The sequence below is a fragment of the Kitasatospora purpeofusca genome (assembly GCF_000718025.1).
Lineage (GTDB): Bacteria > Actinomycetota > Actinomycetes > Streptomycetales > Streptomycetaceae > Kitasatospora > Kitasatospora purpeofusca.
In genome coordinates this window covers 384,565-405,764 of the sequence record NZ_JODS01000001.1, presented here as the reverse complement: position 1 = coordinate 405,764, position 21,200 = coordinate 384,565, and the positions used below count along the sequence as shown (strand labels likewise).

The following is a 21,200-nucleotide window of genomic DNA, read 5'->3' as shown; positions in this document are numbered from 1 at the left end:
CCCTGATTGCGGGCGCGTTGGTCGCGCCACTGGGTCGGGCGGTAGACGGCCGCCCGGGGACTGGCGCCACGATAACCGGAGGGGTCGCGCGGGTGCCTCCGGATTAACGCCCGTCGCGATCCAGCGAGGCCGGACCTGGCAGGCTGCGGGAACTGGCTGCCCATGGAGGCGGTTCCTTCGGCACGGGCGGGATATGCGGGAAGACTTCGGCCGCCTTCGTCGTGTGCGACGAAGGCGGCCGTGGGAGTGGGTTCAGCGCAGGTGGTCGAAGGCGCCGGACTTCGCGCCGTCCAGGAGGGCGGCGATTTCGGCGCGGGTGTAGACGAGTGGGGTCTGCGTCGGGGTCTTGGAGTCGCGGATGGCGATGAACTGGCCGATCACGCCGAACTCCACGCAGTTGTCGCTGCCGCCGCTGAACGGGGACTTCTCCCAGATGACATCGGAGAAGTCGAGCTCGGCGGGGTTGGGCTTGTTGATCATGTGCGCTTCTCCTTGAGCAGGCCGGTCAGATGGGCATGGGTCTCGGGCGGGCCGAGAGCGCGCGCTCGCAGGTGGTCGAAGACCTCGGTGTAGTGGTCGACCTCGTCCGCACCTTCGAAGTACACCGAGTTGGGGCCATTCTCCATCCACACGACCTCCGGGTTGGGGTCGGGAAAGCCCATCAGAACGAACGGGCCGTCGAGGCCGGGGTGGAGTCCCGCACTGAACGGCAGGAACTGCACGGTGATGTTCGTCCGCTCTGCCATGGCGAGCAGGTGCTCGAGTTGGCCGCAGAGTACGGCGGGTTCCGGAATCCGGTGAAGCGCCGCTTCGTCGATCACGGCCCACAGCTTGATGGCGTTCTCGCCCTCCAGCAGGTGGCGGCGGCCCATCCGCACCTCGACGAGGGCTTCGATCTGCGGCGGAGTGAGGTCGAAGCGCATGTTGGCGATGACCTGCCGGGCGTACTCCTCGGTCTGCAGGAGACCGGGAACGAGTTCGGTTTCGTAGGTCCGGAGGGAGTTCGCACTGGACTCCAGGGCCAGGTAGCCGCCGTACTTCGTCGTGTTGATGACGGCGGAGTACTTCCTCCACCACGGTTGCCGCTGCGCCGCGTCGGCGCGGACCAGGTCGAGGATGTCCTCGCGGGCTGCAGGGTCGGTTATGCCGTAGCAGTCCAGAAGAGCCTTCGCGAGCACCGGGGTTGTCCCACGGTCGCCGTTCTCGATGCGGCTCAGCGAGCCCTGGCTGACCTCCACCACGGCGGACACCTCGGTCAGCGTCAGGCCGGCCTGCGCTCTCAACTCCTTGAAGCGAGCGGAGAGCTGACGTCGGTACACCGATGGTGGTGCCGGGTTCCTCTTCCATGCCATGGGCAGCAGTGTGCCACCTGAAGACCCTTGAGCAACTCGAATGGGGGAAAATCTACTGGGCATATTGCCCATCTCGAGAGCGTCGAGGCATGCTGCCGGAGGTAGCGATACGTGAGGGCATCGTCGCGGCTCGTGTCGGTGCGTGATCTCATAGGAGGCATCCGGTGCCGTCCATCAGGACCGAATCCCGACAGGTCTCATGGGTTGTTCCCTCGCGGGACGAAGCCGTCGGCTACGTGCGGCACAGAACGGTGGCCGAGATCAGAGGATGGGGCATCGAGCTCGCCGATCCGCTCGAAGTGGAGCTGGTGGTCACCGAGCTGGTGACCAACGCGGTCTCGCATGCCGGCGGGCAGGTCGTCGGTGTCGGGATCCAGGTGGCCGAGGCGGGTGCCGTGGTGATCCGGGTCAGTGATTCGCACCCGGGGTTCTTCGGTCGGCGGGTGTGGCGGGAGCCCGGGGAGCACGGGCGGGGGCTCGTCATGCTGCGGCAGTTGGCGCGGTGCTGGTGGTGGGAGCCGTTGCCGGAGGGGAAGGTGGTCTGCGCCTTGGTGGAGGTGTCCGGCTGCTGAACGTCCCGGGGGAGGATGGGGGGATGGTGATGAGTGACGGGCGGTATGCGCCGGCGGGGTCGTTGATCGGGTTGGTGCAGCGGGGGCGGGGGCTCGGGGCGCGGATGGCCGCCGAGGATCCGGCCGCTGCTGCCGAGCTGGTCCACGGGTGCATCCGGTGGGACTGGCGGTGGGACTCCGTGGATCAGCGGGCGCTGTATCTGGCCCGGCTGGTGCGGGACTTGGAATTGCCGCTCGGGCCGGTGGCGGAGGGGCTCGGCGCGGGGGAGGAGTCGAGCGAGCGGGCCGCCCGAGTGCTGGCGCTGCTGGCGCTGGACGGGTCGGGGGAGGCCCGGGAGGTATTGCGGGCATACGCGGAGGAGGGGGAGCACTGGGTCGCCGCGCTGGAGGAGATGGCGCACCGGTGGCCGGTGGAGTGGTGGGACGACCTGGAGGGCACGGCCCGCGAGCGGCTGGGCGACCGGGACCGGGCGGAGTTGTGGGCCGATCCGTGGGACCGGTGGGGGCTGGCCGGGCCGCGTCCGGTGCGCGGGCCCCGGGGGCCGAAGCCGTTGGCGGAGGTCGACAGCGCCGGGCTCCTGGAGCTGCTGGCGGACCCCGGGGAGTCGAAGGAGCGGAGGACCGCCGCGCTCGATGTACTGGACGACCGGGGGCCGGAGCCCGGGGTGATCCCGTTGGTGCCGTCGCTGGGTACGGCGGACGGGAAGTACATGCTGTGGCCGCTGATCGGGGTGGTCGACAAGCTCGGGGCGCTGGCGGTGCCCGCCGCGCGGGAGTGGGCCGCGGTGACGGAGCCGGAGTGGTTGCGGCTGCGGGGCCTCAGTGTGCTGGCCGAGTGCGGGGAGGCCGAGGACATCCCCGTACTCGTCGCGGACCTGGAGCGGGACTGGGTGGAGCGGCGGTGGTGCGGGCCGAAGCGGACGGCCGACGGGTTGGCGCGGTTCGGCGCCGAGGCGCGGGGGGCGGTGTCGCTGCTCAGGCGGTTCTGGCTGTGGACTCCGCACTCCTACGAGCGGGTGAGCTATCTGGAGGCGTTGGGGGAGATCGACCCGACGGGGTTGGAGTCGGTGTACGTGGAGTGTCTTTGGGACTGTGAGGACGACGCCCGGTTGTTGGGGGTCGAGCGGGCTCCGGATCAACCCGAGGTGCGGGGGAGGTTGGAGTACCTCAGGGACGACGAGTTGGAGGAGCCCGCGGTCAGGGCCGCCGCGCGCGAGCGGCTGGCGGCCCTGACCGGGCAGTCCTAGAGGCCCGGGATGCGGCCGTTGCGGTAGAGGTCGACGAAGAGCTGGTGGTCGGCGCGGGCGCGGGCGCCGTACGCGTGGGCGAAGTCGACCAGCATCGCCGTGAAGCCCGCCTCGTCGCGGCTGACGGCCTCGTGGATCGCGTGCTCGGTGGAGAACGGGACCAGGGTGTGGCCGCTGGACGATTCGTCCGCCGCCGCGTGCATGGTGGCGGTGGCGCGGCCCAGGTAGCGGGTGACGGCGAGCAGGTCGGGGACTTCGTTGAGGTCCCGCCAGTCGAGGTCGGTCGCGTACGGCGACACCTCGGCGACCAGCTGGCCCCGGCCCCGCAGCGTGGTGTACCCGAGCCACGGGTCGCTGTGGGACTGGAGGGCGCGCTGGGAGATCACCGTGCGGTGGCCCTCGTGCTCGAAGTAGCCGGCGATGGCGGGGTCGTCGACGTGCCGCGACACGGCTGGGCTCTGGCCCTGCTTCATGTAGATGATCACGTCGTTCTCGAGGGCGTCGGTGTGCCCTTCGAGGAGGACGTTGTAGGAGGGGAGCCCCGCCGAGCCGATGCCGATGCCCCGGCGGCCGACCACGTCCTTGACCCGCAGGGCGGTGGGGCTGACCCGGGAGGAGGGCGGCAGGGTGGCGAGGTACCGTTCGAAGGCGGCGAGGACCTCGGCCTTGGTGGCCGCGTCCAGTTCGAACGCGCCGCCGCCGAGGCGGAAGCGGCGGTCGTAGTCCTCGACCACCGTGTCGCCGTCGAGCAGGGAGACCCGGGTCTGCAGCCGGGCCTTGCGGAGCGTGTCGAGGATCGGGCCGGTGGCGGTGTCCAGGGTGTACGGGTCGGCGTCGCCGGAGGTGACGTGGGCGGCGATCCGGGCCCGGTACGCCTCGGCGAAGGCGGTGACCAGTTCGGTGATGGTGGTGTCCGAGAGGGCCTTGGCGTAGCCGATCAGGGCGAGCGAGGCGGCGAGCCGCTGGACGTCCCAGGTGAAGGCGCCGACGTAGGCCTCGTCGAAGTCGTTGACGTTGAAGACGAGCCGGCCCTCGGCGTTGAGGTAGGTGCCGAAGTTCTCCGCGTGGAGGTCGCCGTGGATCCAGACCCGGCCGGTGCGGTCGTCGAGGAAGGACGCGCCGTAGGAATCGAACGGGGCGGTGGTGAGGTCCGCGTAGTAGAGGGCGGCGGTGCCCCGGTAGAAGGCGAACGCGGAGGCGGCCATCTTGCGGAACTTCACCCGGAACGCCGCCGGGTCCTGGGCGAGGAGGTCGCCGAAGGCCGTGTCGAAGACGCCGAGGATGGTCTCGGCACGGTCGGTGGCGGGGGTCGGCGGTTGCGACATTCGGGATCCTTCGGGCTCGGCGGGTGGCCGGTAACAGGGCAGCCTCAGGAGGCTAGAGTAGGAGCGTGAACGTGTGAGTGCTGGTCCGGGCCCGGTGAGTGGCTCGGGCCGCAATTGTTTCCGGGCGTCCTCTGTGACCTGCGCGTTCACCGGCTCCCCAGCTGCCAGTACGAGCCTACGGAGGCCCCGCCTTGAGCGATCAGCCGTTCGCGCACCTGCACGTCCACACCGAGTACTCGATGCTGGACGGCGCAGCCCGGCTGAAGCAGATGTTCAAGGAGGTCGAGCGGCTCGGGCAGACCCATGTCGCGATGACCGACCACGGCAACATGTACGGCGCCGCCGAGTTCCACAAGCAGGCCACCGGCGCGGGCATCACCCCGGTGATCGGGATCGAGGCGTACGTCGCCCCGGAGTCCCGTTCGAACACCAAACGGATCCTGTGGGGCCAGCCGCACCAGAAGCGGGACGACGTCTCGGCGTCCGGCGCCTACACCCACAAGACCATCTGGGCCCGGAACAAGGAGGGCCTGCACAACCTCTTCAAGCTGACCTCGCGCTCGTACTCCGAGGGCTGGCTGGTCAAGTGGCCGCGGATGGACAAGGAGCTGATCTCCGAGCTCTCCGGCGGCCTGATGGCGACCACCGGCTGCCCGTCCGGTGAGGTGCAGACCCGGCTGCGCCTGGGGCAGTTCGACGAGGCGCTGCGGTCGGCCGGCGAGTACCAGGAGATCTTCGGCCGGGAGAACTACTTCCTGGAGCTGATGGACCACGGCCTCGACATCGAGAAGCGGGTCCGGGACGGGCTGATCGAGATCGGGCGCAAGCTCGGGATCCCGCCGGTGGTCACCAACGACTCGCACTACACCACCGAGGCCGACGCGGGCGCGCACGACCTGCTGCTCTGCGTGCAGACCGGCAAGAACCTCTCCGACCCGGACCGCTTCCGGTTCGACGGCACCGGCTACTACATCAAGTCGGCCGCCGAGATGTACGCGCTGGACCAGTCGGACGCCTGGCAGGAGGGCTGCCGCAACAGCCAGCTGCTGGTGGCCTCGCGGGTCGACACCGCGGGCATGTTCGAGTTCCGCAATCTGATGCCGCGCTTCCCGATCCCGGAGGGCTTCGGGTCCGAGGCGGAGTTCTTCCGGTCGCAGGTCTGGCAGGGCATGGAGTGGCGCTTCCCGAACGGGTACGACGAGGAGCACCGCAAGCTCGCCGAGTACGAGATGGACACCATCGTGCAGATGGGGTTCCCGGCGTACTTCCTCGTGGTCGCGGACTTCATCATGTGGGCGAAGGGGCAGGGCATCGCGGTGGGCCCCGGCCGTGGTTCGGCGGCCGGCTCGCTGGTCGCGTACGCCATGGGCATCACCGACCTGGACCCGATCCCGCACGGTCTGATCTTCGAGCGCTTCCTCAACCCCGAGCGCATCTCCATGCCCGATGTCGACATCGACTTCGACGAGCGCCGGCGCGGTGACGTGATCCGGTACGTGACCGAGAAGTGGGGATCCGACAAGGTCGCCATGATCGTCACCTACGGCACCATCAAGGCGAAGGCCGCCATCAAGGACTCCTCGCGGGTCCTCGGCTACCCCTACGCGATGGGTGACCGGATCACCAAGGCGATGCCGCCGGACGTCATGGGCAAGGGCATCCCGCTGTCCGGCATCACGGACAGCAGCCACCCGCGCTACAGCGAGGCGGGGGAGATCCGCGGGCTGTACGAGAACGACCCCGACGTGCGGAAGGTGATCGACACCGCGCGCGGCATCGAGGGCCTGATCCGCCAGCCCGGTGTGCACGCGGCGGGCGTCATCATGTCCGCCGAGCCGCTGACCGACCACATTCCGGTCTGGACCCGGCACACCGACGGCGTCACCATCACGCAGTTCGACTACCCCACCTGCGAGGGCCTCGGCCTTCTCAAGATGGACTTCCTCGGCCTGCGCAACCTGACGATCATGGACGACGCCGTCAAGGCGATCGAGAAGAACAAGGGCATCAAGATCAATCTTCTTGAGCTGCCCCTGGACGACAAGCCGACCTACGAGCTGCTGGCCCGGGGCGACACGCTCGGCGTCTTCCAGCTCGACGGCGGTCCGATGCGCTCGCTGCTGCGGCTGATGAAGCCCGACAACTTCGAGGACATCTCCGCCGTACTGGCGCTGTACCGGCCCGGCCCGATGGGCGTCAACTCCCACACGAACTACGCGCTGCGCAAGAACGGCCAGCAGGAGATCACCCCGATCCACCCGGAGCTTGAGGCGCCCCTGGAGGAGGTGCTCCGGCCCACCTACGGCCTGATCGTCTACCAGGAGCAGGTGCAGAAGGCGGCGCAGATCCTGGCCGGCTACTCGCTCGGCCAGGCCGACCTGCTGCGCCGGGCGATGGGCAAGAAGAAGAAGGAGATCCTGGAGGCGGAGTTCGTCCCGTTCCAGAAGGGGTGCCGGGAGCGCGGCTACTCGGACGCGGCGATCCAGGCGGTGTGGGACGTCCTCGTCCCCTTCTCCGGCTACGCGTTCAACAAGGCGCACACGGCGGGGTACGGGCTGGTCTCGTACTGGACGGCGTACCTCAAGGCCAACTTCCCGGCCGAGTACATGTCGGGCCTGCTGACCTCGGTCAAGGACGACAAGGACAAGTCGGCGGTCTACCTCAACGAGTGCCGCAAGATGGGCATCAACGTCCTGCCGCCGGACGTCAACGAGTCGGACGCGGACTTCACCCCGCACGGGGACACCACGGTGCGGTTCGGCCTGACCGCGATCCGCAACGTCGGCGGGCCGGTCGTGGAGTCGATGATCCGGACCAGGAGGGCCAAGGGGAAGTTCACCTCCTTCCCGGACTTCCTGGACAAGGTGGAGTCGGTGGTCTGCAACAAGCGGACCGTCGAATCGCTGATCAAGGCCGGCTCCTTCGACTCGCTCGGGCACACCCGCAAGGGCCTGAGCGCGGAGTTCGAGCCGATGATCGACAACGTGGTGGGCATCAAGCGCAAGGAGGCCGAGGGGCAGTTCGACCTCTTCGGCGGCGACGCGACCAGCGACGAGCCGACCTTCGGGCTGGACGTCGTCTTCTCCGAGGAGGAGTGGGAGAAGTCCTTCCTGCTCGCCCAGGAGCGGGAGATGCTGGGCCTGTACGTCTCCTCGCACCCGCTGCACGGCATCGAGCACGTGCTCGCGGAGAAGGCGGACTGCGCGGTGGCGGAGCTCGCCGAGCGGCCGGACGGGTCGTTCGTCACCATCGGCGGCATCATCTCGGGCCTCCAGCGGAAGATGACCAAGCAGGGCAACGCCTGGGCGATCGCGACGGTCGAGGACCTCGCGGGCTCGATCGACTGCATGTTCTTCCCGGCCAGCTACCAGCTGGTGTCCTCGCAACTGGTCGAGGACGCGGTGGTGTTCGTCCGTGGCAAGGTGGACAAGCGGGAGGACGTGCCGCGGCTGATGGGGATGGAGCTGAGCGCCCCCGACCTGTCGAACGCGCACGCCGAGCCGCCGATCGTCATCATCATCCCGGACGGCAAGGTGACGCCGCCGCTGGTGGCGCGGCTCGGCGAGGTGCTGAGCAGCCACCGGGGGACGACGGAGGTCCGGGTCCGGCTGGAGGAGGAGCACCGGACGACGCTGCTGCGGCTGGACCGGCACCGGGTGAAGTCGGACCCGGCGCTGTTCGGCGACCTCAAGCAGCTGCTCGGGCCGAGCTGTCTGGCCGCCAACGGGGCCGCCAACGGGCCGGGCGGCGCGGCGGGCTGACGCTGCGGCGGGGGCGCCCGGGCCGGGCGCCCCCGGCTCAGGCGGAGTTGCGCAGCGGGGCCGGGACGGCCGTGTGCAGGGCGGAGACGAAGGCGGAGATCGCCGGGTGGGCCCCGGCGCCGGCGCGGAAGGCGGCGCGGGTGCGGCGGTACATCGGCAGCCGGGTGAGGACGACCCCGGGCGGGGGCCGGTCGATGCCGAGGTGCGGGACCAGCGCCACGCCCTGACCGGCCGCCACCAGGGCGAGCACGGTGGCGAAGTCGTCGATCCGGTGCCGGATCCGGGGCGCGAAGCCGGCGCTCTCGCAGGCCCGGACGGCCATGCTGTGGCACAGGGTGCCGGGCGGGGAGAGGATCCACGGTTCGGCGCGCTGGTCGGCGACGGTGCCGGGGGCGCGGGCGGCGAGGTACATCGGTTCGGTGAAGACGGGTCGGGTCACCGCCAGGCCGGGTTCCGGGTCGGCCGGGACCAGGTCGTACTCGTGCACCAGGGCGACGTCCAGCTCGCCGGCCCGCAGCGCCGCCGCGACCTCGGCCGGGTCGACCTCGGTCACCATCGGCTCCAGCCCCGGGTGCCAGCCGGCGAGTTCGGCGAGCACGGCCGGGACGATCGCGCGGGCCGCCGACGGGTAGGTGCCGATCCGCAGCGGGCCGGCCAGGCCCTCGCGGGCGTGGGCGAGTTCGGCACCCGCCTGCTCCAGCCGTTCGAGCACGGCCTCGGCGTGCCGGACCAGGTTGCGTCCGGCGGGGGTGAGGACGACCCGGCGGCCGGTGCGTTCGAGCAGCGGGACGCCGGCCTCCTTCTCCAGCACGGACAGCTGCTGGGACACCGCCGAGGCGCTGAAGCTGAGCGCCTCGGCGACGGCGGCGATGGTGCCGAGGTGGGCGAGTTCGCGCAGCAGGCGCAGGCGTCGGACGTCGAGCATCGGCCCAGCTTACGAGAAGCGTCGGAAACATGAACTGGACCTGGAGGTTCGCCCGGCCGCAGGATCGTGGCCATGGAACTCAAGGGCATTCTCGTCCCCCTGGTCACCCCGTTCGCGGCCGACGGCTCGGTGGCGCTGGACGCGCTGGAGAAGCTGGCCGGCTCGCTGCTGGACGAGGGCGCGGCCGGTCTGGTCGCGCTCGGCACCACCGGTGAGCCGGCCGCGCTGACGGCGGACGAGCGGCAGGCGGTGATCGGCGTCTGCGCGGCGCTCTGCGCCGACCGGGGCGTGCCGCTGCTGGTCGGCGCGGGCGGGCCGGGCACCGCCCTGGCCGCCGAGGAGCTGGCCGGGCTGGCCGGGCGGGTGCCGGGGGTGGCGGGCGCGCTGGTCACCGTGCCGTCGTTCGTCCGGCCGGGCGAGGCCGGGACGGTGGCGCACTTCCGGGCGCTGGCCGAGGCCAGCTCGGTGCCGCTGGTCTTCTACCACATCCCCTACCGGACCGGGCAGCAGCTGTCGGGTGCCGCGCTGCTGGAACTGGCCGCGCTGCCCGGGGTGGTGGGTGTGAAGTACGCGACCGGCGGGGTGGACCAGGCGGTGGTGGAGCTGCTGGCGTCCGCTCCGGCCGGGTTCTCGGTGCTGGGCGGGGACGACGCGGTGTTCGCGCCGCTGCTCGCGCTGGGTGCGGCCGGCGGCATCCTGGCCTCCGCCCACCTGGCCACCGCCCACTGGGTCGAGCTGGCCGAGGCGTGGCGGGCCGGGGACGCGGCGCGGGCCCGGGCGCTGGGCCACCGGCTGGCCGGGCTGGCGGTGGCGGCCTTCGCGGCGCCGAACCCGGCGGTGGTCAAGGGGGTGCTGCACGCCCAGGGGCGGATCCCGACGCCGGACGTGCGGCTGCCGCTGCTGCCGGCCGGGCCGGCGGAGGTCGAGCGGGCGCTGGAACTGCTCAGTGGTCTGGACCACTGAGACCACAGGGTGGAATATCCGGCTGTCCGACGCCCGTGACAAGGCATGATGGGCGGAGTGCGGCCGTGCACGGCGACATCGAACGGCGACATCAAGAGGAGCAGACGGATGAAGATCGGCATTGTCGGGGCCACCGGTCAGGTCGGCGGCGTGGTCCGCGAGATCCTGGCGCAGCGCGCGGACCTCCCGGGCGGCGTCGGCCCGGTGGAGCAGCTGCGGCTGTTCGCCTCGGCGCGTTCGGCCGGGCGCACCCTGCCCTGGCAGGGCACCGAGATCACCGTCGAGGACGCGGCCACGGCCGACTACACCGGCCTGGACATCGTGATCTTCTCCGCCGGCGGCTCCACCTCCAAGGAGCTCGCCCCCAAGGCCGCCGCCGCGGGCGCCGTCGTCATCGACAACTCCTCCGCCTGGCGCCGCGACCCCGAGGTCCCGCTGGTCGTCTCCGAGGTCAACCCGCAGGCCATCGCCGACCGCCCCAAGGGCATCGTCGCCAACCCGAACTGCACCACCATGGCCGCCATGCCGGTGCTGCGCCCGCTGCACGACGAGGCCGGCCTCGCCGCCCTGGTCGTCTCCACCTACCAGGCCGTCTCCGGCAGCGGCGTGGCCGGCGTGGCCGAGCTCCAGGAGCAGGCCGCCAAGGTCGTCGACGGCGCGGCCGCGCTCGCCCACGACGGCTCCTCGGTCGAGTTCCCCGAGCCCAAGGTCTACAAGCGCCCGATCGCCTTCAACGTCGTCCCGCTGGCCGGCTCGATCGTCGAGGACGGCTCCAACGAGACCGACGAGGAGCAGAAGCTCCGCCACGAGAGCCGCAAGATCCTCGGCATCCCCGAGCTCAAGGTGGCCGGCACCTGCGTGCGCGTCCCGGTCTTCTCCGGCCACTCGCTGCAGATCAACGCCCGCTTCGAGCGCCCGATCAGCCCCGAGCGCGCGGTCGAGCTGCTCACCGGCGCCCCCGGCGTCGAGCTGAGCGAGATCCCCACCCCGCTCCAGGCCGCCGGCCAGGACCCGAGCTACGTCGGCCGGATCCGGGTCGACGAGACGGTCGAGAACGGCCTGTCGCTCTTCGTCTCCAACGACAACCTGCGCAAGGGCGCCGCGCTCAACGCCGTCCAGCTGGCCGAGCTGGTCGCCGCCGAGCTCCGGGGCTGACCTGCCGCATCCCGCCGAAGGGCCCCGTCCACGACCGGACGGGGCCCTTCGGCCTGTCGCGGGACAGCGGCGGAGCCCGAGGTTCGGCGGGCGGGTCAGTGGGAAAAGGTGACCCAACGATCGGGCGGCAGCGGGCACCCCCTCACCCCACCCCGCCCGGCCGCCGGGCGGAGCGCGCCCACCCCGGCACCGTCGGCCCGGCGGAGCCCCCACCCCGAGGGCGAGCGGAAAGAGGTGCGCGATGGACCGCTGTGTCGTCCTCGTGGATGCCGGATACCTGCTGGGCGCCGCCGCCAGCCTGCTCGCCGGTGACCCGTCCCGCTCCAAGGTCACCGTCGACCACATCGCGCTGATCGCCGCCCTGCGCGAACGCGCCGAGGCCGAGACCGGCCTCCCCCTGCTGCGGATCTACTGGTTCGACGCCGCGCCCGAGCGCCGCCCGATGCCCGAGCACCGGAGGCTGCGGGTACTGCCCCGGGTCACCGTGCGGCTCGGCGCGCTCACCCGGGCCGAGGGCCGCTGGGTGCAGAAGGGCGTCGACGCCGCGATGCACGCCGAACTCTCCGAACTCGCCCGCAACCGGGCCTGCGCCGACGTCGTGCTGATCACCGGCGACGGGGACCTGCTGCCCGGCATGATGTCCGCCAAGGAGCACGGCGTGGTCGTCCACCTCTGGGCGCTCCAGGCCGCCGACGGCGACTTCAACCAGTCCGAGGACCTGGTCGGCGAGGCCGACGAACGCCGGGTGCTGGACCGCGAGTGGATCGAAGGATCGTTCAGCCTGCGCGACACCTCCAGCGTGTTCCCCGCCCCCGGCGCCCGGCACGACATCGCCAAGATCCTCGCCGCCCCGCCCGCCGCGCCCCCGGCCGGACTGCCCGGCCCGCTGCCCGCCGAGCCGGTGCCCGGCCGTCCCGCCGCCGGGGCGCCAGCCGCGGCGGCCGCCGCCTCGGTCGCCGCCGGCCCGGTCGCCGACGGACGCGCCCAGCCGGCCTCCGCCGTCGGACTCAAGGTCGTCCCCACCCCCAAGGACCTCGCCGGACGCAGCGCCGACCGGCAGGCCACCGCCGCCGACCGCCACCAGAGCGGCCCGGTGCTGCGCTGGTCATCGGACCGGGGCTGGATCGAACGGCCCGCCCAGGAGCCCGCCGTCACCGCCGGGGACGGCCTGCCCACCCTCGCCCAGCTCACCACGGCCGAGCAGCGCTGGGCCGACCGCGAGGAGGACATCACCTCCATCGGCGGCGACGCCCACGAGGTCGGCCAGGTCTTCGCCCGCCGCTGGACCACCCGGGTCGGCGACGTCGAACGGCTCACCGTGCTGTGGCCCGACTACCCCCGGATCCCGCACCGGGTCGACGGCGAGCTGCTGCGCTACGCCGCCCGGTTCGGGCTGCTCGCGCACAAGGACGACCAGATCGACGAGCACGACCGGTACGCGATCCGGGCCGGGTTCTGGAAGGAGCTCGCCACCCGGGTCCCCGGCGGGAACCTGATCGTGGTCGACGACTGAGCCGGGCGGGAACCCGGCTGCGGTCGGTGATCGACCCTGGCGGGAACCCGGCCGCGGCCGGCGGCCGACCCCGGCGGGCGACCGGGACCGGGGCGGAACGGGCCCCGTTGTCCGGTTCGCCGGTTGCACCGCGTAGAGTCTTCGGTCGTGAGCGAGTCGGCCGGGCGGGCACCCCAGGACACCGCGCCGTGCTGCGCCGTACGGGACCTGGTGAGGACGTACCGCGCCGGGCGCGGCGGCGCCGCCGAGACGGTCCGGGCCAACGACGGCATCAGCCTGACCGTGCGGCAGGGCGAGATCTTCGGCCTGCTCGGACCCAACGGCGCGGGCAAGTCCACCCTGGTCCGCCAGCTCACCGGCCTGCTGCGGCCCGACTCCGGCAGTATCGAGATCCTCGGCCACGACGTGGTCCGGCACCCCGAACGGGCCGCCCGGCTGCTCGGCTACCTCGGCCAGGAGTCCACCGCGCTCGACGAGCTGACCGTCGCCCTCGCCGCCGAGACCACCGGGCGGCTGCGCGGCCTCACCCGGACCGGGGCCCGGGCGGCGACGGACGCGGTGATCACCGAACTGGGCCTGGAACCGCTCGCCCACCGGCCGCTCGCCAAGCTCTCCGGCGGGCAGCGCAGGCTCGCCTGCTTCGCCGCCACCCTGGTCGGCGACCGGCCGCTGCTCGTCCTCGACGAGCCGACCACCGGCATGGACCCGGTCGCCCGGCGGGCCGTCTGGTCGGCGGTCGAGCGCCGCCGGGCCGAACGCTCCACCACCGTGCTGCTGGTCACCCACAACGTGATCGAGGCGGAGACCGTACTGGACCGGGTCGCCGTGATCGACGAGGGCCGGGTGATCGCCTGCGACACCCCCGGCGGGCTCAAGGCACTGGTCGACGGCGACGTCCGGCTCGACCTGGTCTGGCGGGACGAGGCGCCGCTGGGCGTCCCCGCCGTGGCGGCGCTGGCCGAGCGGGCCGAGCGCACCGGCCGCCGCTGGACCGTCCGCACCACTCCCGAGCAGGCCCGCGAACTGGTCTCGGCCGTCACCACCGGCCCGGCGTTCGCCGCCCTGGACGACTTCACCCTGGCCACCCCGAGCCTCGAGGACGCGTACCTCAAGCTGGGCGGCCGCCACGGAGGACTGGCCAAGTGACGCTGCTCTCGGCACCGCCGCGGACCACCCCGGCCGCGGCCGGCGGACCCGCTCCGCTCGCCCCCGCCGCCCGGCTGCTGCCCGCCCTCGCGGCCGTCTACCGGGCGCAGCTCGCCCGGGCCAGGGTGGCGCGGATCCCGCTGCTGTTCGTGGCCACCTTCCAGTCGCTCGGCATCCTGGTGATGATGCGCGGCGTCGTCGACTCCGGGCAGACCTCGGCCGCCCAGTACGTGGTGGCCGGCTCCAGCGTGCTGGTGGTCGCCTTCGTGGCGCTCAACCTGCTCGCCCAGTACTTCGGGCGGCTGCGGGCCAGCGGCGGCCTGGACCACTACGCGACGCTGCCGGTGCCGGCCGCCTCGGTGGTGCTCGGCGCGGCCGCCGCGTTCGCCTCGTTCACCCTGCCGGGGGCGCTGGTCACGGCGGCCGCGGGCGCGGTCATGTTCGGACTGCCGCTGGGGCAGCTGTGGGTGCTGCTCGCCGTGGTGCCGCTGGCCGGGGCGGCGCTGGCCGGGCTGGGCGCGGCCTGCGGGCTGCTCGCGCCCCGGCAGGAGATCGCCACCATGCTGGGGCAGCTCGGCATGTCGGCGGCGCTGCTGCTCGGCGTCCTGCCGGTCGACCACCTGCCGCAGCCGGTGCTGTGGCTGCGCGACCTGCTGCCGTCGACCTACGGGGTGGAGGCGTTCGCCCGGACGTTCCGGCCGGACCCCGACTGGGCGGCGGTGGTCGCGGACCTCGGGGTGTGCGCGGGGGTGGGCGTGGTCTCGCTGGCCGTGGCCACCTGGGCGTACCGGCGGGCGACCCGCCGCTAGGGACCGTCTTGCCGATCACGCGGGGCCCCCGTCGGTTCGGTGGGTGGCCGGGTCGTGGCAGCGGCGAGCGTGAAACGATGGGGGCGTGACCGTACCGAACACACCTCCGGATCCCGCGCGCGCCGACGGTGTCACCGATGCCGTGCCCGCCCCGTACGCCGCCGACCGTGATCCGTACGCCGCGCCCGGGCCCGCGTCCGAGCCGTACGGGCTGCCGCCCGGGGTGGACCCGACGGCCGCGAAGGGCCGGTCGGCCGAGCCGGTCGCGCAGCGGCTGCTGCCCGAGCTGAGGGTCGGGGCGGCCACGGTGCTGGCCTGCCTGGTGCTCGGGGTCGTGATGGGCGCGCTGTGGGTCTGGCTGGCGCCCAAGGTGCCGCTGGTGGTCGACGGCAACAAGATCCTCTACGCCGACCCCGAGGGCGAGCAGCGGGCCGGGGCCGACAGCGTCTTCGTACTGCTCGGCCTGGGGGCGGGCCTGCTGACCGCGCTGGGCGCGTTCCTGTTCACCCGCAGGCGGGGCGGCGGGATCTCGGTGGCGGTCGGGCTGGCCGTCGGCGGACTGCTGGCCTCGGTCGGCGCGTGGGGGCTCGGACGCTGGCTCGGGCCGAGCAGCGACCTGGTCGCCCAGGCGCGGCGGGTCGGCAACGGCGGGCACTTCTCGGCGGACATCGACCTCGGGGCGTACGGCGCGGTGCTGGCCTGGCCGATGGCGGCCATGGTGCTGCTGCTCGCGCTGTCGGCGGCGTTCGGCAAGCGCGAGGAGGACCCGCCGCCGTACTGGGTCCCGGGGCCGCCGGTCCCGGGCGCGGGCCTTCCGGCCGCGCACCCGGCCGCGCACCCGGCCGCCCCGCCGGAGGACCGGCGCGAGGACCGGCCGCAGGAGTGGCGGGAGGACCGGCGCGAGGGCTGACCGCCCGCGCGGCCCGGCTCAGCGGGCGATGGGGGCGGTGCGGGCGGCGGTCAGGGTGACCAGGTCCGCGGGGGAGAGCTCGACCTCCAGGCCCCGGCGGCCCGCGGACACGTAGACGGTGGGATGGCCGAGCGCGCTCTCGTCGACGACCGTGCGCAGCGCCCGGCGCTGGCCGAGCGGGGAGATGCCGCCCCGGACGTAGCCGCTGCTGCGCTCGGCGGCCGCCGGGTCGGCCATCGCGGCGCGCTTGCCGCCGACCGCCGCGGCCAGCGCCTTGAGGTCCAGCTGCCCGGAGACCGGGACCACGCCGACCGTGAGGACGCCGTCGACGTCGGCGACCAGGGTCTTGAAGACCCGGTCGGCGGTCACGCCCAGCGCCTCGGCGGCCTCCTCCCCGTACGAGGCGGCCGCCGGGTCGTGCTCGTAGGCGTGCACCGTGAACGGCACCTCGGCGGTCTCCAGGGCGACCGTCGCGGGGGTGCCCCGGCCGCCCTTCTTCGGTTTCGTGGCCACGGGGCCTCCGGTGGTCGGTCGGGGCTGGGGTCGGATGGTGGGGCCGGTTCGGTCGGGCCGGTTCAGTTGGGGCTGAAGGACTGGCGGGTCAGGTTGACGGCGGGCAGCGAGGGGAGCCAGCCGAGCACCGCGCTCTCGCGCCGCAGCAGCTCGAGTTCGGCCCGCAGCCGCTGGGCGTTGTCCGGGCTGGCGAGCAGCCGCTGCTTGAGCGGGACCTCCAGCACGGCCGCGGCCGCGACCAGGTAGGACAGCACCTGCGGGTCGTCGGGCAGCTCCTGGCGGCCGACGGTGCTGGCCTCCCGGGCGCCGGCGAGCCGCCGCTGGTAGGTGCGGAAGGCACGCTCGACCTCGGCGGCCAGGGCCCCGGAGCCCTCGCCGGTGCGCTCCTCGATCGGTTCGGCCTCGCCGACCAGGTAGGGCCCGCCGACGTCGACCGAGCGCAGCCGGAACCGGGTGGTGCCGGTGACCAGCAGCTCGTAGCGGCCGTCGGGCTGCGGCTGGACGGAGGTGACGTCCGCGACACAGCCGATGTGGTGCAGCGCCTCCAGCGGGTCGCCGGTGGCGGTGCCGAGGCCGTCCAGCGGGCCGGCCGGTCCGTCCTCGGGGCGGACCGGGGCGACCTCGCGGCCGTCCTTGATGGCGAGCACGCCGAAGCGGCGCGGCCGGTCCTCGGGCCCGTCGACCAGATCGGCGACGAGACGGCGGTAGCGCTCCTCGAAGACGTTCAGGGGCATGACCAGGCCCGGGTAGAGCACGTTGTTCAGCGGGAAGAGCGGCAGCCGTTCTGTCACGGCGGACAGCGTAGTTCCCCGGGCGGTGCGAGCGCTCCGGGGTTATCCGTGCGAGCGCGTCCGCGGCCGCCGGCGGCCGTCCGCGCGGGAGTGTCCGCCGTTGCCTGCGGCTATCCGCGCTGGAGCATCCGGCTGGCGCCGGCGGCGACGGTGGTGGCGAGCACCCAGCCGATGACGACCAGGCCCGCCGAGACCCACTGGGAGGCCCCGCCGGGGTTCCAGCCGCCCTGGCCGAGGTCGACGACCGGCAGCAGCTGGCCGAGCGCGTACAGCACCGGGTTCCAGTGCGGCCGCTCGTCGGCCTTGAGCGGCTGGAGCGCGTGGGTGGCGAAGTAGAGGCTGCCGAGCGCCCAGGCGAGCAGCAGCCAGAGCGCGGCCCGGCCGGGCCGGTAGCCGTAGCCGACCGTGGCGTCCTGGACCCGGCCCCAGATCCGGGCCGGCAGCGGCAGGGTCTGCCGGCGGCGGCGCTCCTTGGCGTGGAGCACCTCGCGGGCGTCGTCGTCGGCGCCGTCGCGGCGCAGCGCGGCGGCGAGCTGCTCGTAGGACTCGGGCTGGAACTCCACCGCGGCGCCCTCCAGCCAGGCGATCCGCTGGTGGACGGGGAACGGCACGGCCGGGCGCAGGCACTCGTAGGTGAAGCCGGTGAGGCCGACGGTGCCGCCCTGCGGCCAGGAGCCGGGGGCGTCGACCAGGTTGCCGATCCGGGCCCGGGACAGCGAGACCGTGCCGCCGGCCGGGAAGCGGCAGGTGAACCGCAGCTCCGGGGTCTGGATCCGGCGCAGGGTGACCTCGTCGCCCTCGTCGAGGTGGAACTCGGCGTCGGAGAGCAGACAGGCGTTCTCGAACCGGCCGTCGGACAGCCGGACCTGGCCGAAGGCGCGGAACGGCGTGCTCGGCGAGCCCGCCGGCGGCACCTCGCCGTACCCGGAGCCGTAGTAGGTCTGCGAGCCGAACCAGCCGCCGTCGGCCGAGCCGCTCAGGTACAGCGTGTGGCCGACGGTGAGCCGGACGGCGTTGAGGGCGTTGCGGTTGCCCGGGACGGCGTGCAGCTGGGCGCCGCGCAGCGAGAGCCGGCCGCCGATCCGGGCGGTGCGCAGGCTGACCTCGCCGTCGGTGGCGAGCCGGTCGGCCTCGCAGTCCTGGTTCACCGCGATGCCGTCGGCGGACAGCGCCCGGCCGAACCGGTCGCCGCCCAGCACGGCCTGGTTGAGCAGCAGGTCGGTGCCGATCCGGGCGTCGGTGAGCCGGACGCCCTGGCGTATTCGGCAGCGGGCCAGGTGCAGGTCGCCGGAGGTCACCAGCCGGGAGGCCTCCAGCCGGGGCACGAGGCAGTTGATGAAGCGCAGGGTGCCGGCCTCGGCCTCGGACATCAGGATCTTCTGGTCGAACCGGCAGTCGTGCAGCTCGACGTAGTGCCCGATGGTGCCGCCGGCCAGCCGCAGCGGACCGGTGACCAGCGCGCCGGTCAGCTTCAGCGAGGCGACCCGGCCGGGCACCGGGGCGGGCCCGTCCAGCAGCAGCCGGGAGAGCACCTCGGCCCGGACCGTCCGCCGGGCGTCCCAGACGGCCTCGCCGAAGGGGTCGTCCGCCGCGGCGTCGCCGGTGCGCAGATCGAGGGTCCGGCCGTGCCGGAACGCCTGCCACAGTGCCTGCTCGGCCGCCGTCCAGCCGTCCGGTGCCCGCTCCGCCATGCCGTCCCCCCGTGTCCCCCGGTTGTCTCGCTCTTCGTATCACGGACTGAAATGCGGGATCGCGGGTTCCGGCCACTCCTTACACTGGGGGGCGTGATCTCTCGAATCGATCTGCGCGGCTCGCTCGACGACCCGCGCGGCCTGCTGCCCCGTGCCGACTTCGACGTCGCGGCCGCCCTGGAGAAGGTGCGCCCGATCGCCGAGGACGTGCATCATCGCGGGGTCGCGGCGCTGATCGAGATCACCGAACGCTTCGACGGCGTGCGGCTGGAGTCCACCCGGGTCCCGGCCGAGCAGCTCGCCGAGGCCCTCGCGGAGCTGGACCCGAAGGTGCGCGCCGCACTGGAGGAGTCGATCCGCCGGGCCCGGCTGGTCCACGCCGACCAGCGCCGCGAGGGGCACACCACCCAGGTGGTGCCCGGCGGCACGGTGACCCAGCGCTGGGTGCCGGTGGACCGGGTCGGGCTGTACGTACCGGGCGGTCTGGCCGTCTACCCGTCCTCCGTAGTGATGAACGTGGTGCCGGCCCAGGAGGCGGGCGTCGCCGGGATCGCGGTGACCTCGCCGCCGCAGAAGGCCTTCGGCGGCCGGGTGCACCCGACCATCCTGGCCGCGTGCGCGCTGCTCGGCGTCACCGAGGTGTACTCGGTCGGCGGCGCCCAGGCGGTCGCGATGTTCGCGCTCGGCACCGAGGAGTGCGAGCCGGTGAACATGGTCACCGGCCCCGGCAACATCTACGTCGCCGCCGCCAAGCGCTACTTCGCGGGCCGGATCGGCATCGACTCCGAGGCCGGACCGACCGAGATCGCCGTGCTCGCCGACGACACCGCCGACCCGGCGGAGGTCGCCGCCGACCTGATCAGCCAGGCCGAGCACGGCCCGACCTCGGGCTCGGTGCTGGTCACCGCCTCGGTGGCGCTCGCCGACGCGGTCGAGGCCGAGCTGAAGGTCCAGGTCGCCCGGACCAAGCACGGCGAGCGGGTGGCCGAGGCCCTCGGCGGCCGGCAGTCCGGCATCATCCTGGTCGACGACCTGGAGCAGGGCCTGGCCGTGGTCAACGCCTACGCGGCCGAGCACCTGGAGATCCAGACCCGGGACGCGCACGCGGTCGCCGCGAAGGTCCGCAACGCGGGCGCGATCTTCATCGGCCGGTACACCCCGGTCTCGCTCGGCGACTACGCGGCCGGCTCCAACCACGTGCTGCCCACCGGCGGCTGCGCCTGCCACTCCGCGGGCCTGTCCGTGCAGACCTTCCTGCGCGGCGTGCAGGTCGTCGAGTACGACCGCGAGGCGCTGGCCGGCATCGCCGCGCACGTGGTCACCCTGGCGGACGCCGAGGACCTGCCCGGTCACGGCGACGCGATCAAGGCGCGTTTCGTCGGAGACGAGCAGAATTGGCGGAGCGAGTGGACGGTTTCCGGCACGTGACCACGATCGACGACCTTCCCGTCCGGGACGAGCTCCGCGGCCAGTCGCCCTACGGCGCCCCGCAGCTCGACGTCCCGGTCCAGCTGAACACCAACGAGAACCCGTACCCGCTCCCCGAGGAGCTGGTCGCGCGGATCGCCGAGCGGGTCGCCGAGGCCGCCCGCCACCTCAACCGCTACCCCGACCGGGACGCGGTCGAGCTGCGCGACGGCCTGGCCGCCTACCTGACCCGGACCACTGGCTTCGCCGTCGCCCGGGAGAACGTCTGGGCCGCCAACGGCTCCAACGAGGTGCTCCAGCAGCTGCTCCAGACCTTCGGCGGCCCCGGCCGCACCGCGCTCGGCTTCGAGCCCTCGTACTCGATGCACGCGCTGATCTCCCGGGGCACCGGCACCGGCTGGATCTCCGGCCCGCGCAACGACGACTTCACCATCGACCTGGACGCCGCCGCCGCGGCGATCGCCGAGCACCGGCCGCACGTGCTGTTCGTCTGCTCGCCGAACAACCCGACCGGGACCGCCGTCGCCGCCGACACCGTGCTGCGGCTGTACGAGGCCGCGCAGGCCGCCCGGCCCAGCCTGGTGGTGGTCGACGAGGCGTACGTCGAGTTCTCGCACCGCGAGTCGCTGCTGTCGCTGATCGAGGGCCGCCCCAACCTGGTGGTCACCCGCACCATGTCCAAGGCCTTCGGCGCGGCCGGGCTGCGCCTGGGCTACCTGGCCGCCGACCCGGCGGTCGTCGACGCGGTCCAGCTGGTGCGCCTGCCGTACCACCTGTCGGCCGTCACCCAGGCGACCGCGCTGGCCTGCCTGGAGCACACCGACACCCTGCTCGGCTACGTCGGCCGGCTCAAGGACGAGCGCGACCGGCTGGTCGGGGCCCTGCGCGGACTCGGCCTGGAGGTGACCGACTCGGACGCCAACTTCGTCCAGTTCGGCCGCTTCGCCGACACCCACGCCGTCTGGCGGGCCATTCTCGACCACGGCGTCCTGGTCCGGGACAACGGCGTCCCCGGGTGGCTGCGCGTCACCGCCGGCACCCCCGCCGAGAACGACGCCTTCCTGGCCGCCGTCGCCACAGTGATCAAGGAGCTGTAACC

The 21,200-nt window shown here is 73.1% G+C and carries 18 protein-coding genes and 1 pseudogene; 12 read left to right on the top strand and 7 right to left on the bottom strand.

Annotated elements, in window-relative coordinates:
- Positions 1 to 252: 252 nt before the first annotated feature.
- Positions 253 to 480, bottom strand: coding sequence for a DUF397 domain-containing protein (locus IF01_RS0101900; protein WP_030391431.1), 228 nt, complete (start codon positions 478 to 480; stop codon positions 253 to 255).
- Positions 477 to 1,352, bottom strand: coding sequence for a helix-turn-helix domain-containing protein (locus tag IF01_RS0101895; protein ID WP_030391430.1), 876 nt, complete (start codon positions 1,350 to 1,352; stop codon positions 477 to 479). The genes IF01_RS0101900 and IF01_RS0101895 overlap by 4 nt, the downstream gene beginning before the upstream one ends.
- 164 nt (positions 1,353 to 1,516) lie before the next feature.
- On the opposite strand from IF01_RS0101895, the gene IF01_RS0101890 reads away from it, so the two are divergent.
- Together IF01_RS0101890 and IF01_RS0101885 are read left to right on the top strand one after the other, a co-directional pair.
- Positions 1,517 to 1,924, top strand: a complete 408-nt coding sequence (locus tag IF01_RS0101890) for an ATP-binding protein (protein ID WP_051754816.1) — start codon at positions 1,517 to 1,519, stop codon at positions 1,922 to 1,924.
- Between the two features lie 23 nt (positions 1,925 to 1,947).
- Positions 1,948 to 3,171, top strand: coding sequence for a hypothetical protein (locus IF01_RS0101885; RefSeq protein WP_030391428.1), 1,224 nt, complete (start codon positions 1,948 to 1,950; stop codon positions 3,169 to 3,171).
- Here IF01_RS0101885 and IF01_RS0101880 read toward each other — a convergent pair.
- Positions 3,168 to 4,496: a DUF2252 domain-containing protein gene (locus IF01_RS0101880; protein WP_030391427.1), complete on the bottom strand. Its 1,329-nt coding sequence runs from the start codon at positions 4,494 to 4,496 to the stop codon at positions 3,168 to 3,170. The genes IF01_RS0101885 and IF01_RS0101880 overlap by 4 nt on opposite strands.
- 191 nt (positions 4,497 to 4,687) lie before the next feature.
- Between IF01_RS0101880 and dnaE the strand changes: the two genes are divergently transcribed.
- Complete coding sequence (gene dnaE / locus IF01_RS0101875) at positions 4,688 to 8,257, top strand: DNA polymerase III subunit alpha (protein WP_051754815.1); 3,570 nt, start codon at positions 4,688 to 4,690, stop codon at positions 8,255 to 8,257.
- A 37-nt stretch (positions 8,258 to 8,294) separates the two neighbouring features.
- On the opposite strand, the gene IF01_RS0101870 is transcribed toward dnaE, so the two are convergent.
- Positions 8,295 to 9,182 (bottom strand): LysR family transcriptional regulator, encoded by an 888-nt coding sequence (locus IF01_RS0101870; protein WP_030391425.1) that lies wholly within the window; start codon positions 9,180 to 9,182, stop codon positions 8,295 to 8,297.
- Between the two features lie 72 nt (positions 9,183 to 9,254).
- On the opposite strand from IF01_RS0101870, the gene IF01_RS0101865 reads away from it, so the two are divergent.
- The 7 genes and pseudogenes from IF01_RS0101865 (at position 9,255) to IF01_RS44890 (ending at position 15,678) form a co-directional block, all read left to right on the top strand.
- Positions 9,255 to 10,145, top strand: coding sequence for a dihydrodipicolinate synthase family protein (locus tag IF01_RS0101865; RefSeq protein ID WP_030391424.1), 891 nt, complete (start codon positions 9,255 to 9,257; stop codon positions 10,143 to 10,145).
- Between the two features lie 108 nt (positions 10,146 to 10,253).
- Complete coding sequence (locus IF01_RS0101860) at positions 10,254 to 11,300, top strand: aspartate-semialdehyde dehydrogenase (protein ID WP_030391423.1); 1,047 nt, start codon at positions 10,254 to 10,256, stop codon at positions 11,298 to 11,300.
- Between the two features lie 241 nt (positions 11,301 to 11,541).
- Positions 11,542 to 12,813: an NYN domain-containing protein gene (locus IF01_RS0101855; protein WP_030391422.1), complete on the top strand. Its 1,272-nt coding sequence runs from the start codon at positions 11,542 to 11,544 to the stop codon at positions 12,811 to 12,813.
- Between the two features lie 273 nt (positions 12,814 to 13,086).
- Positions 13,087 to 13,593: pseudogene (locus IF01_RS51880) on the top strand (ABC transporter ATP-binding protein); the annotation flags it as partial.
- Positions 13,582 to 13,959, top strand: a complete 378-nt coding sequence (locus tag IF01_RS51875) for a hypothetical protein (RefSeq protein WP_494410585.1) — start codon at positions 13,582 to 13,584, stop codon at positions 13,957 to 13,959. The pseudogene IF01_RS51880 and the gene IF01_RS51875, both read left to right, overlap by 12 nt.
- Complete coding sequence (locus tag IF01_RS0101845; protein ID WP_030391420.1) at positions 13,956 to 14,768, top strand: ABC transporter permease; 813 nt, start codon at positions 13,956 to 13,958, stop codon at positions 14,766 to 14,768. The genes IF01_RS51875 and IF01_RS0101845 overlap by 4 nt, the downstream gene beginning before the upstream one ends.
- Before the next feature lie 85 nt (positions 14,769 to 14,853).
- On the top strand, positions 14,854 to 15,678 hold the full coding sequence (locus IF01_RS44890; protein ID WP_063764107.1) for a hypothetical protein: 825 nt from the start codon (positions 14,854 to 14,856) through the stop codon (positions 15,676 to 15,678).
- Between the two features lie 18 nt (positions 15,679 to 15,696).
- Here IF01_RS44890 and ybaK read toward each other — a convergent pair whose 3' ends face one another.
- The 3 genes from ybaK to IF01_RS0101825 all read right to left on the bottom strand — a co-directional run bounded on the left by ybaK (position 15,697) and on the right by IF01_RS0101825 (position 18,673).
- Positions 15,697 to 16,191 (bottom strand): Cys-tRNA(Pro) deacylase, encoded by a 495-nt coding sequence (ybaK, locus tag IF01_RS0101835; RefSeq protein WP_030391418.1) that lies wholly within the window; start codon positions 16,189 to 16,191, stop codon positions 15,697 to 15,699.
- Between the two features lie 62 nt (positions 16,192 to 16,253).
- Positions 16,254 to 16,991: an LON peptidase substrate-binding domain-containing protein gene (locus tag IF01_RS0101830; protein WP_167349717.1), complete on the bottom strand. Its 738-nt coding sequence runs from the start codon at positions 16,989 to 16,991 to the stop codon at positions 16,254 to 16,256.
- Positions 16,992 to 17,092: 101 nt separating this feature from the next.
- Entirely contained in the window at positions 17,093 to 18,673 is a 1,581-nt protein-coding gene (locus IF01_RS0101825; protein WP_030391416.1) for a hypothetical protein, read from the bottom strand.
- Positions 18,674 to 18,766: 93 nt separating this feature from the next.
- Between IF01_RS0101825 and hisD the strand changes: the two genes are divergently transcribed.
- Both hisD and IF01_RS0101815 read left to right on the top strand, forming a co-directional pair.
- Complete coding sequence (gene hisD, locus IF01_RS0101820) at positions 18,767 to 20,101, top strand: histidinol dehydrogenase (protein ID WP_030391415.1); 1,335 nt, start codon at positions 18,767 to 18,769, stop codon at positions 20,099 to 20,101.
- Positions 20,098 to 21,198, top strand: coding sequence for a histidinol-phosphate transaminase (locus tag IF01_RS0101815; protein WP_030391414.1), 1,101 nt, complete (start codon positions 20,098 to 20,100; stop codon positions 21,196 to 21,198). The genes hisD and IF01_RS0101815 overlap by 4 nt, the downstream gene beginning before the upstream one ends.
- Positions 21,199 to 21,200: the final 2 nt, after the last annotated feature.